This is a genomic window from Streptomyces sp. AN091965 (assembly GCF_022698285.1).
Classification (GTDB): domain Bacteria; phylum Actinomycetota; class Actinomycetes; order Streptomycetales; family Streptomycetaceae; genus Streptomyces.
In genome coordinates, this window is sequence record NZ_JALDMY010000001.1 from 2,020,165 (window position 1) to 2,037,500 (window position 17,336).

Here is a 17,336-nt window from a genome sequence, read left to right on the forward strand (position 1 = left end):
CTCCGCACCGGCCCTGACTCGTGCCCGGGTCACACGGCTTGCCGCCCGGGGCCCTCAGCCGTCGGGATCGGCCCGTCCGCGGTTCAGTCCTCGTACGCGTCCAGCGGCGGGCAGGAGCAGACCAGGTTGCGGTCGCCGTACGCCTGGTCGATGCGGCGCACCGGCGGCCAGTACTTGTCCGCGGTCGACACACCCGCGGGGAAGACCGCCTCGGCACGGCTGTAGCCGTGCTCCCACTCGCCGCCGAGGGCGGCCGCCGTGTGCGGCGCGTTCCGCAGCGGGTTGTCCTCCGCGGTCCACTCGCCGCTCGCGACCTTCTCGATCTCCCCGCGGATGGCGATCATCGCCTCGCAGAACCGGTCGATCTCGACCAGGTCCTCACTCTCGGTCGGCTCGATCATCAGCGTGCCGGCGACCGGGAAGGACATGGTCGGCGCGTGGAAGCCGTAGTCGATGAGGCGCTTGGCGATGTCGTCCACGCTTACGCCCGTGGCCTTGCTCAGCGGCCGCAGGTCGACGATGCACTCGTGCGCGACGAGCCCGCCGGGGCCGGTGTAGAGCACCGGGTAGTGCGGCTCCAGGCGCTTGGCGATGTAGTTCGCCGAGAGCACGGCCACCTGCGTGGCGCGCTTGAGGCCCTCGCCGCCCATGAGCCGGACGTACGACCAGGAGATCGGCAGGATGCCCGCCGAGCCCCACGGCGCGGCGGAGATCGGGCCGACACCGGTCTCGGGACCGGCCGCGGGCTGCAGCGGGTGGTTCGGCAGGTACGGCGCGAGGTGCTCGCGCACCGCGACCGGGCCGACGCCGGGGCCGCCGCCGCCGTGCGGGATGCAGAAGGTCTTGTGCAGGTTCAGGTGCGAGACGTCGCCGCCGAAGTGGCCCGGCTTCGCGAGGCCCACCAGGGCGTTGAGGTTGGCGCCGTCGACGTACACCTGACCGCCCGCCTCGTGCACGGCCGCGCAGATGTCGGCGACGTGCTCCTCGAACACTCCGTGCGTGGACGGGTACGTGATCATCAGCACGGCCAGCTCGGCACGGTGCTTCTCGATCTTGGCGCGCAGGTCCTCGACGTCGATCTCGCCGTCGTCGGCGGTCTTCACCACGACGACCTTCATCCCGGCCATGACCGCGCTCGCCGCGTTGGTGCCGTGCGCGGAGGACGGGATGAGGCAGACGGTGCGCTGGTCGTCGCCGTTCGCGCGGTGGTAGCCGCGCACCGCGAGCAGACCGGCAAGCTCACCCTGGGAGCCCGCGTTCGGCTGGAGGGAGACCTTGTCGTAGCCGGTGACCTCGGCGAGACGTTCCTCCAGCTCGCGGATCAGGGTCAGATAGCCCTGCGCCTGCTGGGCGGGCACGAAGGGATGCAGCTGACCGAACTCCGGCCAGGTGACGGGCTCCATCTCCGTGGTCGCGTTGAGCTTCATCGTGCAGGAGCCCAGCGGGATCATGCCGCGGTCGAGCGCGTAGTCGCGGTCGGCGAGCCGGCGCAGATAGCGCAGCATCGCGGTCTCGGAGCGGTGCTGGTGGAAGACCGGGTGGGTCAGGTACTCGTCGGTGCGCAGCAGCCCGGCGGGCAGCGTGTCCGCGACGCTCGCGTCCAGGGCCTCGACGTCGGCCTCGACGCCGAACGCCGTCCACAGCGCGGAGAGCTGGGCGCGCGTGGTGGTCTCGTCGCAGGCGAACGACACGTGGTCGGCGTCGACCGGGTGGATGTTGACCCCGCCCTCGCGCGCGGCGGCGACCACGTCGGCGGCCTTGCCGGGCACCCGCGCGGTCAGCGTGTCGAAGTACGCGCCGTGCACGATCTCGACCCCGCCGGCCTTGAGGCCCTCGGCGAGCAGCGTGGCGTAGCGGTGGGTGCGCCGGGCGATCGTCTTCAGGCCCTCGGGGCCGTGGTAGACCGCGTACATCCCGGCCATGACGGCGAGCAGCACCTGGGCGGTACAGATGTTGCTGGTCGCCTTCTCGCGGCGGATGTGCTGCTCGCGGGTCTGCAGGGCCAGGCGGTAGGCCTTGTTGCCGTCGGCGTCGACGGACACGCCGACCAGGCGTCCGGGCAGGTTGCGGGCGAACTTCTCGTGCACCGCCATGTAGCCCGCGTGCGGACCGCCGAAGCCCATCGGCACGCCGAAGCGCTGCGTGGTGCCGACCGCGATGTCGGCGCCGAGTTCGCCGGGCGAGGTGAGCAGCGTGAGCGCGAGCAGATCGGCGGCGACGGTGACGATCGCGCCCAGGCCGTGGGCCTGCTCGATAACGGGCTTGATGTCGCGCACGGCACCGGAGGCACCGGGGTACTGGATCAGTACGCCGTTGATCTCGCGCTCGGCGAGGTCGGCGGGGATGCCGTCGCTGAGGTCCGTGACGACGACCTCGACGCCGGTCGGCTCGGCCCGAGTCCGGATCACGGCGATGGTCTGCGGCAGCACGTCGGCGTCGACGACGAACACACCGTTCTTGACCTTGCCGACGCGCCGGGAGAGGGCCATGGCCTCGGCGGCCGCGGTGCCCTCGTCGAGCAGCGAGGCGCCGGAGGTGGGCAGCCCCGTCAGCTCGGCGACGACGGTCTGGAAGTTGAGGAGCGCCTCGAGGCGGCCCTGGGAGATCTCCGGCTGGTACGGCGTGTACGCGGTGTACCAGGAGGGGTTCTCCATCACGTTCCGCAGGATCACGGGCGGCGTGAACGTGCCGTAGTAGCCGAGCCCGATCATCGAGTCGAGCACCTGGTTGCGGTCCGCGAGGGAGCGCAGCTCGGCCAGGACCTCGGCCTCGGTGCGCGCACCGGGCAGCTCAAGGGCCTCGGCGTTCTTGATCACATCCGGCACGGCGACGGCCGTGAGCTCGTCCAGGGAGCCGTAGCCGACCTGGGCGAGCATCTTGGCGCGGGCTTCCGCGTCGGGCCCGATGTGCCGCTGCTCGAAGGGGATTCCCTGCTCGAGCTGCGTGAGCGGAGTGCGAGGGGTGGCTGTCATTGCGGAGGCCTCCTGGTCTGACACGACCTGCGAGGGGCACCACGGCGCGGGTACCCGGACGGCCTCCCCCTCTGTCATCTCAACCTGAGAGCTTCACAGGACCGCCGGAGCGGCTCTGCTTTCACCGTCGGTGAGGAAGGGTTCCGAGCGTGCCCGCCCGACGCCCGCCCTGCTTTCCAGAGTGGCCTCGTCCGTGCGGTACAGGGGCCTGAGAGATTCCGGGGAGGAGTTGCTCCTTCGGCGCCTCCGGTGCTGCCACCGAAGAGCTCTCCCGCACGGGGTCAACAGCCGCTTGCCAGCCTACCAGCGCGGTCCGTGGCCGATCCCTCGAGTGGCCGCCCGTCCCGATGTGCTCTTTCGTAGGTATGACGACCGAAATGAGCCCGGATCACTCGCGACCAATGGGAGGGAACGTGCAGACGGATATCGATCCCCGCAATCTGATCGGCCGCAAGGCGTTCGACCGCGACGGAACCAAGATCGGCACGGTCGACGAGATCTATCTCGACGACGCCACGGGCGCCCCGGAGTGGGCAGCCATACGCACCGGTCTGTTCAGCCGTGACGCGTTCGTCCCGCTGGAGCCCAGCGAGCTGGTCCAGGACGGCACCCTGCGCGTGCCCTTCGAGCGCGCCCTGATCAAGGACGCCCCCGACTTCGGCGTGGGCCGCCACCTCTCCCCCGAGCAGGAGCTCCAGCTCTACCGCCACTACGGCCTGGACGTGACACCGCCACCCCTGCCGGACCACGACTTCGGCCACCGGGCGGACCGGGCCGACGGGACGAACGGGGTGGACGGGCCGGGCACCTGACGCCGCACCGCCGCCGGACCCGCACCGCCGCCGCGCCACCGCAGCCAGCCGCCCTCGGTCCGCCATCGCAGGCGCAGCCCGAACGCGCCCCGCCGCGCCCAACCCAGCCGCACCACGGCACCACGGCACCACGGCACCGAGGGCGCCTACCCGGCCCCTTCCGCCATCGGCAGCGCCCCGTCCTCCCCGGCTGAGGTCTCCCGACCCACCGGAGCCACCTCTGAGGCCTCCTGGTCCACCGGCTCCCCCTGCGAAGCCTCCCGTTCTGCCAATGCCTCCGCGTCCGCCACCACCAAAGGCAGCGGATCCGAAGATTCCAGCTCCGGGTCGTCCGTGCGGAACGTCCGCACCCGCCCCGGCGCCGAATCCGGGGTCTCGAACCGCACGGTCACCCGCCCCAGACCGCTGCCCTGCACCCAACCGGGCCCGTACACCGCGTGCCGTACGTCGTGCCCCGCGGGCCACCGCCGCTCGGCGGGCACCACCGGCTCCCCGGCCGCCCCGCCCGACCCGGACGCCGCGTCGGGCCCGCCTTCCTCGGCCACGACGGCCACCGGGGCAGCCGCCGCTTCCTCCTCGGCCCCGGGTGCCAGGGACTCGGTCCGCAGCACCGCGTGGGCCTGCGCGAACAGGTCCTCCTGCGTGAAGTCCGCGAGGCCGCTCACCCCGACGCCGAGCAGCCTCACCCCGCCCGTCGTGTCCACGGACTCCAGGAGCCGCGCCGCCGCCTCCCGCACCACGGCCGGATCGTCCGTCGGCCCCCGCAGCGTCTCGGAGCGGGTCAGCGTCGAGAAGTCGAAGCGCCGCACCTTCAGGACGATGGTCCGCCCGGAGTGCCCGGCCGCCCGCAGCCGCTGCACGCACCGGTCGGCGAGCCGCGCCACCTCCAACCGCACCCGCACCCGGTCGTGGATGTCCACGTCGTACGTGTCCTCGACGCTGACCGACTTGGTGTCCCGCTCGGCCACCACGGGCCGCTCGTCCCGGGCGAGCGCCATCGCGTACAGCGCCCCGCCGTGGGCCTTGCCCAGGAGCCGCACCAGCTCGTCCTCCCCGGCCTCGGCGAGCTCCTCCACGGTGGTGATCCCGGCCCGCCGCAGATGGTCCCCGGTCGCGGGGCCCACACCGGGCAGCACCCGCACCGGCATCGGCCCGAGCAGCGCCCGCTCCGTGCCGGGCGCTATCAGGACGAGACCGTCGGGCTTGGCCTCCTCGGAGGCGATCTTCGCCAGCATCTTGGACACGGCAAGGCCCACGGACCCGGTGAGCCCGGTCACCCGCAGGATGTCCGCCCGCAGCCGCTCCCCCACGGCCCGCGCGGACGTCTCGTCGTCGGCGACGCCGCCCGCCTCCAGGTCCACGAAGGCCTCGTCGAGGCTGAGCGGTTCAACGAGCGGCGACAGCTGCCGCAACAGCGCCATGACCTGCTCGCTGACCTCCCGGTACAGACCGAAACGGGGCACGAGGTACGCGGCGTTCGGCGCGAGGCGCCGCGCCTGCCCCATCGGCATCGCCGAGTGCACGCCGAACCGCCGGGCCTCATACGACGCGGTCGCGACCACGCCCCGCGGCCCGAGGCCGCCGACCACGACGGCCTTGCCGCGCAGGCTCGGCTTCGCGGCCTGCTCGGCGGACGCGTAGAAGGCATCCATGTCGAGATGCAGGATCGTCGGCGCGGTTCTCACGCCCCTGATGCTGCCCTACGCCACTGACAATGCCCGTGACCTGCGGCGACGGACGAGTCAGCGAGGCCGTACGACGGCATCCCGGGCCTTTGGCCACTGGCCGACCCCTCAGACGGCGCGGACAGGCGCCCATCAAGGGCGCGTACGGCCCTGTGCGCGCCTCGGGCGCGCGGGAGGGGCCCGGAGGGCGTCAGCGCCTCCGCTCGCCCCGCAGAGCCTCACACAGCGCGATTGCGGCGCTGCGCCAGCTCGTCCCCCGGGTGGTTCCCGACGAGGGTCTCCCCCGTGTCGACGCGCTCCCCGTGCAGCTGCGACAGCGCCGCCTCGACATCGCGCCAGACGACACCGACGGCGATTCCGAAGACGCCCTGGCCGCCCTGGAGCAGCTCGTGCACCTCGCTGGGCGACGTGCACTCGTACACCGTCGCGCCGTCGCTCATCAGCGTCGTGCGCTCCAGGTCCCGGAAGCCGCTGTCCCGCAGGTGCTGGACCGTGGTGCGGATGTTCTGCAACGACACGCCGGTGTCGAGGAAGCGCTTCACGATCTTCAGGACGACGACGTCGCGGAAGCTGTAGAGCCGCTGTGTGCCGGAGCCGCCCGCGGCGCGCACGCTGGGCTCGACGAGACCGGTGCGCGCCCAGTAGTCGAGCTGGCGGTAGGTGATGCCCGCGGCCGCGCACGCCGTCGGGCCCCGGTAGCCGATCTGGTCCTTGTCGCCCTGCTGCGCCTGGCCTTCCGGTCCGGACGGGCTGCCGCTACCGTGAACCGGCACCGGGCGCCTCAACGAGGGTTCGGCCGAGCCACCGTGCAGCGGATACGAACCGCCCACCGCTGTACCGTCGCCGCTGCTTCTCACGCCGACCTCCGTCCTTGACCTGCCTTCTCGACGGTAGGCAGTCGCCAGGGGCTCGTCAACGATCGCCACACTCGGCACGCCGAGTGATAATCACCCTGCGAGTGGTTTCCCGTACCGCACTGCGGGGAAAGGCTAGCCGAATGCTCCGGAGCGGGCCCCTCGGCCGCCCCTCGCAGGGTCTCTCAGCGGTCCGTCCGCCACGGCCGGCGCCCGGCCCGCTTCCCGCGGGCCGCGCCTTGCCCGCGCAGCGGATTCCGGCCCGTCACTGGCTGCTGGTGCCGAAGTCCTCGGGCGAGATCTGGTCGAGGAACTCGCGGAACTTCTCCACCTCGTCCTCCTGCTCGTCCGGGATCGCGATGCCCGCGTCGTCGAGCACGCCGTCGCTGCCGAAGATCGGCGTCCCGGTGCGCAGGGCCAGCGCTATGGCGTCCGACGGACGGGCGCTCACTTCGACCCCGCTGGCGAAGACCAGCTCGGCGTAGAACACGCCTTCCCTCAAGTCGGTGATGCGCACTTCGGTGAGCTCCTGACCGACGGCCTCCAACACGTCCTTGAACAGGTCGTGGGTCAGCGGCCGCGCGGGTGCCATGCCCTGCTGTGCGAAGGCGATGGCGGTCGCCTCCCCTGGTCCGATCCAGATGGGGAGGTACCGGTCGCCTCCCACTTCACGCAGGAGCACGATCGGCTGGTTGGAGGGCATTTCGACCCGGACACCTACGACGTCGAGCTCGTTCACACAGCAACCCTAGGACGTGCCCGGCGGGTTTGGGTAGTCGGGCTCCCGCCGAGTCAGCGCTCCCGCACGCCCAGCGCACTGTGCACGAGGGCCGTGTGCAGCCGTCCCGCAAGGCCCGCGAGCTCTTTCGTACGTGCTTCCGCATGGGCCCTGGTCTGCGGATTGCGGTGCCTGCGCAGCGGTGCCACGACCTGGTCGACGAGCGCGGCGTCCCGCTCCGCTGCGGCCTTCATCGCACGCAGATGCCGCGGCTCGATGCCGAACCGCCCCAGCTCGACGACGAGCGCGGCCACGGTCACGGCGTCCGCGTCATAGCTGCCGTCCGGCAGCGCTGCGATCAGGCCGTACGTCTCCCAGTCGGCCAGCTGCCCCTCGTCGGCCTCCACGGCGGCGAGCAGGGCCTCGCGCCCCACCCGGGCGGCGGTGCGCTCGTCCTGCGCTTGGGTGTCGCCGTCGGCGCCCCCGTCGCGCTGCTGCCCGACCGAGGGCAGCGTGACCTGCTCGCCCCGCTCCATCGCGTCCAGATGCTCACGGATGACCTTCAGAGGCAGATAGTGGTCACGCTGCATCCGCAGGACGTGCGCCAGGCGCTCGACGTCCTCGGGACTGAACTTGCGGTACCCGGACGGCGTGCGCTGCGGTTCGATGAGGCCTTCGGACTCCAAGAACCTGATCTTGGAGATGGTGACCTCGGGAAACTCGTCACGCAGCACGTTCAGCACGGCGCCGATGCTCATCAGCCGGTGTTCCGCAGCGGCGGTGCCGTGACCGGCACCGCCCCTCGGTGTGTGCAGCATGGACCTTCCTCGGGGTTCCCCCGGACGATGTCCGGGGGAGTGTCAGATGCCCCGCTGGCTCGCGTAGAAGACCAGCCGGTACTTGCCGATCTGCACCTCGTCGCCGTTGGACAGGGCGACGGAGTCGATCCGCTCCCGGTTCACGTACGTGCCGTTGAGGCTGCCGACGTCGGCGACGGTGAAGCTGCCGTCCGCGGCGCGACGGAACTCCACGTGGCGGCGCGACACGGTCACGTCGTCCAGGAAGATGTCGCTCTGCGGGTGACGGCCCGCCGTCGTCAGGTCGCCGTCCAGCAGGAAGCGGCTGCCCGAGTTCGGACCGCGCCGGACCACGAGCAGCGCCGAGCCGAGCGGCAGGGCGTCCACGGCCGCCTGGGCCTCGGGCGAGAGCGCCGGGGACGGCGTCTGGCCCGTGGTCTCGGCGTCGTAGGCCTCAAGACCGGAGATGGAGATCGTCGAAGTGGTTTCGGACGGGCGCTCGCTCACCGCTCCGGGCCGCAGCGGCGCGCCGCAGTTGGAACAGAACCGGCTCGCCTGCGCATTGCGGTTACCGCACCTCTGACACACCAGGGCCGACATGGACGGATCCTCCTGCCGCGGCTGCCCCGCTGGGGCGTGGGACGCGTACGGGTCGGAAAACCCTCCACCCGTACCTGAGGTCGACGGATCCCCGAAACCTATGCGGCCGGAAGTAGCAGGGTCAACAGACGACGCGCCCTGTCCGCCCGAAATGTCACCACCCGGACCAGCCACCTGGTCCCGGAACAGCGGGCGCTCGCCCACCTGGGTCTCCGGCACGTCTCCCTGGCGCGGCGCACGATGACGCGCGTCCTCACGCGCACTCTTGCCGAACAACTTCGCAAACAACTTCACGGGCGATTCCCCTTGACCGAAACAGACCCGCCCGTGGGGCAGGACGAACCCTGACTGCACACACCGGCGTGCATCGCCAACACGGACATCTTCACAACGTCCGTATCCGCCAAACAGTTTCCACCACGCACCCCGTCCCGGGTGCGCCGACCCCCCGCAACCTCATGCCCTGGACCCGAAGCCCGCATGCACCCCCGCCTCACTGGGAGGACGACCGAGCGTAGTCAGGCCGCTTCGCCGGTCGCAAGGCGTCCACGACGATCTTCTCCGTACGTGCGACAACGACTGTGGCCTGCTCCTTCTCCAGAGTCTGCACCACCCCTCCGGGGATGTTCAGCGCAGGCTCCAGGTCCTGGGGCTTACCGATGACCTTGAAGCGGTACGGCTCGGCGACCTTCTGGCCGTCCACCCGCACACCGCCGCCCGCCGCGTCCGACAGATGGGTGCCGGCCACCACCCGTACGTCATTGACCTGGATGGCCTCGGCGCCGGCGGCGCGCAGCTCCTGGATGGCGTCGAGCAGCATGTGTGCCTCCACCGTCCCCTTCTTGTCGTCGATCGTCAGCGTGATGCCCGGCCCCTGCGCGGCCACCGTGCCCGCCAGGATGCCGAGTTGCCGTTCCCTCTCGGCGGTCTGCTTGCGGGCCTCCTCGGCCTGGTCCGAGCTGCTCTCGAGACCGGTGCGCTGTTCTTCGAGGCGCCGCTTCTCATCTTCCAGACGCTGAGTACGGTCATCCAGTTCATCCAGGATGCGAACAAGATCTTCTTGTCGCGCCCCGCGCAGCGCGTCGCTGCTGTCGTTGGTCGACCGCACCTGGATGGCCAGGCCCAGGCCGAGGACGAAGAGCAGCAGGGCCACGATGAGTTGAGCACGCGTCAGGCGCGGCGGCCACAACCCCTGCACGAGCCGCTGGCGGCCGGTCACCGGCGCGGGGCCTGCTCCGTCGCCCGCCGCCGCGCCACCGGCCCTGCCGGGCGTCGGCGGGACCTCGGGGGGCAGTTCCCTGCTGCGGCCGCCCCCGGGCGTGTCGTCCCCGTTCCCGGGGCTCGTCGAGCTCATCGGCATCACGCCCGGAAGACGTGCCGGCGGATGGCCGCGGCGTTGGAGAAGATGCGGATCCCGAGGACCACGACGACGCCCGTCGACAGCTGGGCGCCCACGCCCAGCTTGTCGCCCAGGAAGACGATCAGCGCGGCCACCACCACGTTGGACAGGAACGACACCACGAAGACCTTGTCGTCGAAGATCCCGTCGAGCATCGCCCGCAGGCCTCCGAACACCGCGTCGAGCGCCGCCACCACGGCGATCGGAAGATAAGGCTCCACCACCGCGGGAACCTCGGGCCGGACCAAAAGTCCGGCCACGACCCCCACGATGAGGCCCAGTACGGCGATCACGATGTGCCCTTTCCTGCCTTCGGCTGTGCTGTACGTACGGTCACACTGGGCGCTGCCGGCAGCCGGAGGTCATCGGCCACGGAGATGTTGGTCCGGATGCCGAAGTTCTCCTGCAGAGCATGCAGATACTGACCGTCGGGACTGTTCTGGAACCTGGTGCTCAGCTGTTGCCCCTGGCCCACCGCCAGCACCGTATACGGCGGCACCAGCGGCTTGTTGTCGACCAGTATCGCGTCACCGGCCGCCCTGATCGCCGACAGCGCGGTCAGCCGCTGGTCGTTGATGGCGATCGCCTCGGCACCGGACTGCCACAGACCGTTGACGACGCGCTGCATGTCACGGTCACGCACCCGGCCCGTGTCGGAGAACCCGGCGCTGTCCCGGGGCCCGCCACCGCCCTGGTCGGCCTGCTTCTTGTCGTTGACGACGAGCCGCACGCCCGGTCCCCGCACGGGCGTGGCGCCGGACAGCAGCGACACCAACTCGGCCCGGCCGCCGCCGTGTTTCCGCAGCGCGGCACGCTGCCGCGCGCTCACGTCGTTGCGCAGGTTGTCGACCTCGTCCTCGAGGTCGTCCGCGTCCGCCGTGGCCGACTCGACCCGGTCGATCAGCTCGGCGCGCTCCTTCGCGAGCACGGGCGCCGCTATCCGCGCCTGGGCGGCCCCTACGGTCACCACGAGCGCGGCCAGGACGAGCCCCGCCGCGAGCCCCAGCTTCGCCCGGAGGGTCTTCGGCACTCCTCCTGTGCCGGATTCCCTCTTGCGGGCGGCGGCCTCGGCGTATCCCTCGTCCAGGCTGTGGTCCATGACGGTGGTGAGCAGCGACATGGAGGCGTCCGGGCGCGAAGGGCGCGAGACGGTGCTCCGAACGGGGGGCTGCTGCGGCATGCCGCACATCGTCGCACGTCGCGGGCGCTACCTCCGAATGGCCCCACCGGTGTGCCGGACAGCACCACTTACGGGTGCGGACCGGCACACCCGCACGCTCAGCGCCCGGCGCCGTCCACGACAGCCGACCACTCGTCAAGCAGAGCTTGAGCCGAAGCCTCGTCGGGTCCCTCGGCCCACAGATGCGTGACCGCCTCCGCGGGATCCGGCAGCACGAGCACCCACCGCCCGTCCGCCTCCACGACCCGTACGCCGTCCGTGGTGTCCACCGACCGGTCGCCCGCGGCCTCCACCACGCTCCGCATCACCAGGCCCTTGACCGCCCACGGCGTGGCGAGGTCCCGCCGCTGCACGTGCGCACGCGGAATGCGGGCGTCGATCTGGCTGAGAGTGAGCTGCGTGCGCGCCACCAGTCCGATGAGCCGTACGAATGCCGCCGTGCCGTCGAACACACTGCTGAACTCCGGCACGATGAAACCACCGCGTCCGTCACCACCGAAGATCGTCGAGTCGCCGCGCCCGACCCGGGTCAGGTCGTCCGGCGAGGTGGTCGTCCAGTCGACCTGCGTGCCGTGGTACGCCGCGACCTGTTCGGCGATGCGCGTCGTCGTCACCGGCAGCGCCACGCGACCGCTGCGCCGCTCCGCGGCCACCAGGTCGAGCATCACCAGCAGCGCCCGGTCGTCCTCGACGATCCGGCCCTTCTCGTCCACGAGGGACAGGCGCTCACCGACGGGGTCGAACCGCACGCCGAAGGCGGCGCGCGCCGATGCCACGATCTCCCCCAGCCGTACGAGCCCCGACCTGCGCGCGTCGGAGGACTCGGTGGGCCGCGACTCGTCGAGCCCGGGGTTGATCGTCAGCGCGTCGACACCGAGCTTGCCGAGCAGACTCGGCAGGACGAGCCCGGCACTGCCGTTGGACGCGTCGACGACGACCTTCAGCTCCGCCTCCGCGATGCCCGTCGTGTCCACGTTCCGCAGCAGCGACCCGGTGTACGAGTCGAAGACGCTGGACGGGAAGTGCAGGTCACCGATCTCGCCGGGGAACGCCCTCCGGTATTCCTGGCGCGCGTACACCCGGTCGAGCTTGCGCTGCTTGGCCTGGGAGAGGTCGGCTCCCTCCCCGTCGAAGAACATGATGTCGACGGAGTCCGGCACTCCGGTCGTCGTACGGATCATGATCCCGCCGGCGCTCCCCCGCGCCGTCTGCTGCCGCGCCACCGGCAGCGGCACGTTCTCCAGGTCCCGTACGTCGATGGCGCTGGCCTGCAGCGCGGAGATCACCGCCCGCTTGAGCGCCCGCGCGCCACGCGAGTGGTCGCGGGCAGTGGTGACCGTCGAGCCCTTCTTCAGGGTCGTCGCGTACGCCCCGGCGAGCCGCACCGCGAGTTCCGGTGTGATCTCCACATTGAGGATGCCGGACACGCCGCGGGCCCCGAAGAGGTGTGCCTGACCGCGGGACTCCCAGATGACCGAGGTGTTGACGAAAGCACCGGCCTCGATCGTCTTGAACGGATAGACCCGGACGTTCCCCTGGACGATCGATTCCTCACCGACGAGGCACTCGTCGCCGATGACGGCTCCGTCCTCGATGCGGGCGGCCCGCATGATGTCGGTGTTCTTGCCGACGACGCAGCCGCGGAGATTGCTGTGCTGCCCGATGTACACGTTGTCGTGCACGACGGCCTTGTGCAGGAAGGCCCCGCTCTTGACGACCACGTTCGAGCCCACGACGGTGTGCTCGCGGATCTCGACGTCGGCCTCGATCTTCGCGTAGTCACCGACGTAGAGCGGGCCGCGCAGGACGGCGTCGGGGTGTACTTCGGCGCCTTCGGCGACCCATACTCCGGGCGAGATCTCGAAGCCGTCGAGTTCGACGTCGACCTTGCCTTCGAGGACGTCGGCCTGCGCCTTGACGTAGCTCTCGTGGGTGCCGACGTCTTCCCAGTAGCCCTCGGCGACATAGCCGTAGATCGGCTTGCCTTCCTTCATGAGCTGCGGGAACACGTCTCCGGACCAGTCGACGGGTACGTCGGCCTCGACGTAGTCGAAGACCTCGGGCTCCATGACGTAGATGCCCGTGTTCACGGTGTCGGAGAAGACCTGGCCCCAGGTCGGCTTCTCCAGGAAACGCTCGACCTTGCCGTCTTCGTCGACGATGGTGATGCCGAATTCCAGCGGATTGGGGACACGTGTCAGGCAGACCGTGACGAGCGCGCCCTTCTCCTTGTGGAAACTGATCAGGTCGGTGAGGTCGAAGTCGGTCAGAGCGTCACCGGAGATGACGACGAAGGCGTCGTCCTTCAACGCCTCCTCGGCGTTCTTCACACTGCCGGCGGTGCCGAGTGGCTTCTCCTCATTGGCATACGTGAGCTCCATTCCGAGCTCTTCACCATCGCCGAAGTAGTTCTTGACGAGAGATGCCAGGAACTGCACTGTCACTACGGTCTCGGTGAGCCCGTGCCTTTTCAGCAGGCGCAGCACGTGCTCCATGATCGGCCGGTTGGCCACCGGCAGGAGCGGCTTGGGCATGCTCGAGGTCATGGGGCGCAGGCGTGTGCCTTCGCCTCCGGCCATCACGACGGCCTTCATGTCGGAAACGTCCTCCTTGATAGGTGACGATCTAGCCGACTCAGCCCGCCGATATTGGCCCGCTCAGGTTTCTTACGGGCCCGCAAGCCGCAACAGCTGCCTTACCGGCGAGCTCAATCGGCCATGGCATCCGCCCTGACAAGTCGGCGGACCTGAACCACGTAGAGGATCCCTGCCCACCAGTACAGCGTTGTACCCCATCCGGCGAACGCCCATCCGAAAATACCAGCGAGCGTGGGGAACCAGCCAGTTCCGTCACTGAGGAGAAGCAAGGGAAAGGCGTACATGAGGTTGAAGGTGGCGGCTTTGCCCAGGAAGTTCACCTGCGGCGGCGGATAGCCGTGCCGCCTGAGGATCCCGACCATCACCAGCAGCACCAGCTCGCGCAGCAGTAGCACGGCGGTGAGCCAGAGCGGCAGGATCTCCCGCCAGGTCAGGCCCACCAAGGTCGACAGGATGTAGAGCCGGTCGGCCGCGGGGTCGAGAATCCGGCCGAGGCTGCTGATCTGGTTCCACCGGCGGGCGAGCTTCCCGTCCAGGTAGTCACTGACGCCGCTGAGCGCCAGGACGAGCAGCGCCCAGCCGTCGCTCTTCGGTCCGCCGAACTCCGGCCTGAGGATCAGCCACAGGAAGAGGGGTACGCCGACGAGGCGCGCCATGCTGAGGATGTTGGGGATGGTGAGGACCCGGTCCGTCTGGACACGGGTCTCTTGGACCTCCACCCGGGGGCCTCCTGTGAACGAGCCGATGATGCCCCCAGACCTTACCGTCAGGTGTCGGGATCCAGTGCAGAGGGGTGGCGTCCGGCCCTGAACGCAGAAAACCCCCGTGCCATCCGGCACGGGGGTTTCCCTCAAAATTTGTTCGGCGGCGTCCTACTCTCCCACAGGGTCCCCCCTGCAGTACCATCGGCGCTGTAAGGCTTAGCTTCCGGGTTCGGAATGTAACCGGGCGTTTCCCTCACGCTATGACCACCGAAACACTATGAAACTGTGAACTACCGCACCACACCACCCAGGGTGTGGGGTTGTTCGTGGTTTCAGAACCAACACAGTGAACGCGAGCAACTGAGGACAAGCCCTCGGCCTATTAGTACCAGTCAACTCCACCCGTTACCAGGCTTCCATATCTGGCCTATCAACCCAGTCGTCTACTGGGAGCCTTACCCCATCAAGTGGGTGGGAATACTCATCTCGAAGCAGGCTTCCCGCTTAGATGCTTTCAGCGGTTATCCCTCCCGAACGTAGCCAACCAGCCATGCCCTTGGCAGAACAACTGGCACACCAGAGGTTCGTCCGTCCCGGTCCTCTCGTACTAGGGACAGCCCTTCTCAATATTCCTACGCGCACAGCGGATAGGGACCGAACTGTCTCACGACGTTCTAAACCCAGCTCGCGTACCGCTTTAATGGGCGAACAGCCCAACCCTTGGGACCGACTCCAGCCCCAGGATGCGACGAGCCGACATCGAGGTGCCAAACCATCCCGTCGATATGGACTCTTGGGGAAGATCAGCCTGTTATCCCCGGGGTACCTTTTATCCGTTGAGCGACGGCGCTTCCACAAGCCACCGCCGGATCACTAGTCCCGACTTTCGTCCCTGCTCGACCCGTCAGTCTCACAGTCAAGCTCCCTTGTGCACTTACACTCAACACCTGATTACCAACCAGGCTGAGGGAACCTTTGGGCGCCTCCGTTACCCTTTGGGAGGCAACCGCCCCAGTTAAACTACCCATCAGACACTGTCCCTGATCCGGATCACGGACCCAGGTTAGACATCCAGCACGACCAGAGTGGTATTTCAACGGCGACTCCCCCGATACTGGCGTACCGGGTTCACAGTCTCCCACCTATCCTACACAAGCCGAACCGAACACCAATATCAAACTGTAGTAAAGGTCCCGGGGTCTTTCCGTCCTGCTGCGCGAAACGAGCATCTTTACTCGTAGTGCAATTTCACCGGGCCTATGGTTGAGACAGTCGAGAAGTCGTTACGCCATTCGTGCAGGTCGGAACTTACCCGACAAGGAATTTCGCTACCTTAGGATGGTTATAGTTACCACCGCCGTTTACTGGCGCTTAAGTTCTCAGCTTCGCCACCCCGAAGAGTGACTAACCGGTCCCCTTAACGTTCCAGCACCGGGCAGGCGTCAGTCCGTATACATCGCCTTACGGCTTCGCACGGACCTGTGTTTTTAGTAAACAGTCGCTTCTCGCTGGTCTCTGCGGCCACCCCCAGCTCTGGCAGCAAGTGCCGTCACCGGGTGTGGCCCCCCTTCTCCCGAAGTTACGGGGGCATTTTGCCGAGTTCCTTAACCATAGTTCACCCGAACGCCTCGGTATTCTCTACCTGACCACCTGAGTCGGTTTAGGGTACGGGCCGCCATGAAACTCGCTAGAGGCTTTTCTCGACAGCATAGGATCATCCACTTCACCACAATCGGCTCGGCATCAGGTCTCACCCTCATGTCATCCGGATTTGCCTAGATGACGGGCTACACCCTTACCCCGGGACAACCACCGCCCGGGCTGGACTACCTTCCTGCGTCACCCCATCGCTTACCTACTACCACCTTGGGTCAGCGGCTCCACCACTCCCCTTTGCCCGAAGGCTCCAGGGCGGCTTCACGGCCTTAGCATTAATGGGCTCGATATTGGGCGTTTCAAAGCGGGTACCGGAATATCAACCGGTTATCCATCGACTACGCCTGTCGGCCTCGCCTTAGGTCCCGACTTACCCTGGGCAGATCAGCTTGACCCAGGAACCCTTAGTCAATCGGCGCACACGTTTCTCACGTATGTATCGCTACTCATGCCTGCATTCTCACTCGTGAACCGTCCACCACTGCCTTCCGGCGCAGCTTCACCCGGCACACGACGCTCCCCTACCCATCACAGTCCCCGTTGGGGGTATGTACTGCAATGACACGACTTCGGCGGTACGCTTGAGCCCCGCTACATTGTCGGCGCGGAATCACTAGACCAGTGAGCTATTACGCACTCTTTCAAGGGTGGCTGCTTCTAAGCCAACCTCCTGGTTGTCTCTGCGACTCCACATCCTTTCCCACTTAGCGTACGCTTAGGGGCCTTAGTCGATGCTCTGGGCTGTTTCCCTCTCGACCATGGAGCTTATCCCCCACAGTCTCACTGCCGCGCTCTCACTTACCGGCATTCGGAGTTTGGCTAAGGTCAGTAACCCGGTAGGGCCCATCGCCTATCCAGTGCTCTACCTCCGGCAAGAAACACACGACGCTGCACCTAAATGCATTTCGGGGAGAACCAGCTATCACGGAGTTTGATTGGCCTTTCACCCCTAACCACAGGTCATCCCCCAGGTTTTCAACCCTGGTGGGTTCGGCCCTCCACGAAGTCTTACCTCCGCTTCAGCCTGCCCATGGCTAGATCACTCCGCTTCGGGTCTTGGGCGCGCTACTTTGGTCGCCCTATTCGGACTCGCTTTCGCTACGGCTTCCCCACACGGGTTAACCTCGCAACACACCGCAAACTCGCAGGCTCATTCTTCAAAAGGCACGCAGTCACGAGACACCAAGCAAGCTTGATGTCCGACGCTCCCACGGCTTGTAGGCACACGGTTTCAGGTACTATTTCACTCCGCTCCCGCGGTACTTTTCACCATTCCCTCACGGTACTATCCGCTATCGGTCACCAGGGAATATTTAGGCTTAACGGGTGGTCCCGCCAGATTCACACGGGATTTCTCGGGCC

Annotated in this window: 12 protein-coding genes, 2 rRNA genes and 1 riboswitch (1 of these 15 running past the window's edge); of the genes, 1 reads left to right on the plus strand and 13 read right to left on the minus strand. The window is 68.1% G+C overall.

Features of this window, described 5'->3' with window-relative positions; translation table 11 throughout:
- Window positions 1-83: 83 nt before the first annotated feature.
- Window positions 84-2,972 (minus strand): aminomethyl-transferring glycine dehydrogenase, encoded by a 2,889-nt coding sequence (gcvP, locus tag MQV74_RS08070; RefSeq protein WP_242715349.1) that lies wholly within the window; start codon window positions 2,970-2,972, stop codon window positions 84-86.
- 186 nt (window positions 2,973-3,158) lie between these two features.
- Window positions 3,159-3,256, minus strand: a riboswitch (glycine riboswitch).
- 129 nt (window positions 3,257-3,385) lie between these two features.
- On the opposite strand from gcvP, the gene MQV74_RS08075 reads away from it, so the two are divergent.
- The gene (locus MQV74_RS08075) at window positions 3,386-3,784 is read left to right on the plus strand and encodes a PRC-barrel domain-containing protein (protein ID WP_242715350.1); all 399 of its coding nucleotides are present in this window, start codon (window positions 3,386-3,388) and stop codon (window positions 3,782-3,784) included.
- 146 nt (window positions 3,785-3,930) lie between these two features.
- On the opposite strand, the gene MQV74_RS08080 is transcribed toward MQV74_RS08075, so the two are convergent.
- The 12 genes from MQV74_RS08080 to MQV74_RS08135 form a co-directional block, all read right to left on the minus strand.
- A complete protein-coding gene (locus tag MQV74_RS08080; protein WP_242715351.1) occupies window positions 3,931-5,469 on the minus strand; it encodes a DNA polymerase IV in 1,539 nt (512 codons plus the stop codon).
- Between the two features lie 218 nt (window positions 5,470-5,687).
- A complete protein-coding gene (locus tag MQV74_RS08085; protein WP_242715352.1) occupies window positions 5,688-6,326 on the minus strand; it encodes a MerR family transcriptional regulator in 639 nt (212 codons plus the stop codon).
- A gap of 262 nt (window positions 6,327-6,588) precedes the next feature.
- Window positions 6,589-7,062, minus strand: a complete 474-nt coding sequence (locus tag MQV74_RS08090) for a bifunctional nuclease family protein (RefSeq protein WP_028797289.1) — start codon at window positions 7,060-7,062, stop codon at window positions 6,589-6,591.
- A 53-nt stretch (window positions 7,063-7,115) separates the two neighbouring features.
- Window positions 7,116-7,859 (minus strand): transcriptional regulator FtsR, encoded by a 744-nt coding sequence (gene ftsR, locus MQV74_RS08095; protein ID WP_242715353.1) that lies wholly within the window; start codon window positions 7,857-7,859, stop codon window positions 7,116-7,118.
- Window positions 7,860-7,901: 42 nt separating this feature from the next.
- Window positions 7,902-8,849 carry an FHA domain-containing protein gene (locus tag MQV74_RS08100; RefSeq protein WP_138958469.1) on the minus strand — a complete coding sequence of 316 codons (948 nt, stop codon included), beginning with the start codon at window positions 8,847-8,849 and terminating at the stop codon, window positions 7,902-7,904.
- 82 nt (window positions 8,850-8,931) lie between these two features.
- The gene (locus MQV74_RS08105; protein ID WP_242715354.1) at window positions 8,932-9,792 is read right to left on the minus strand and encodes a DUF881 domain-containing protein; all 861 of its coding nucleotides are present in this window, start codon (window positions 9,790-9,792) and stop codon (window positions 8,932-8,934) included.
- 5 nt (window positions 9,793-9,797) lie between these two features.
- Complete coding sequence (locus tag MQV74_RS08110) at window positions 9,798-10,130, minus strand: small basic family protein (RefSeq protein ID WP_006134295.1); 333 nt, start codon at window positions 10,128-10,130, stop codon at window positions 9,798-9,800.
- Complete coding sequence (locus tag MQV74_RS08115; protein ID WP_242715355.1) at window positions 10,127-11,026, minus strand: DUF881 domain-containing protein; 900 nt, start codon at window positions 11,024-11,026, stop codon at window positions 10,127-10,129. Before MQV74_RS08115 ends, MQV74_RS08110 begins: the two co-directional genes overlap by 4 nt.
- Before the next feature lie 89 nt (window positions 11,027-11,115).
- Complete coding sequence (locus MQV74_RS08120) at window positions 11,116-13,611, minus strand: mannose-1-phosphate guanyltransferase (protein WP_242715356.1); 2,496 nt, start codon at window positions 13,609-13,611, stop codon at window positions 11,116-11,118.
- Between the two features lie 113 nt (window positions 13,612-13,724).
- Entirely contained in the window at window positions 13,725-14,333 is a 609-nt protein-coding gene (locus MQV74_RS08125) for a CDP-alcohol phosphatidyltransferase family protein (protein WP_242715357.1), read from the minus strand.
- Between the two features lie 140 nt (window positions 14,334-14,473).
- A 5S ribosomal RNA gene (rrf, locus tag MQV74_RS08130) occupies window positions 14,474-14,590 on the minus strand.
- 90 nt (window positions 14,591-14,680) lie between these two features.
- A 23S ribosomal RNA gene (locus tag MQV74_RS08135) occupies window positions 14,681-17,336 on the minus strand; it runs 468 nt beyond the window's last position.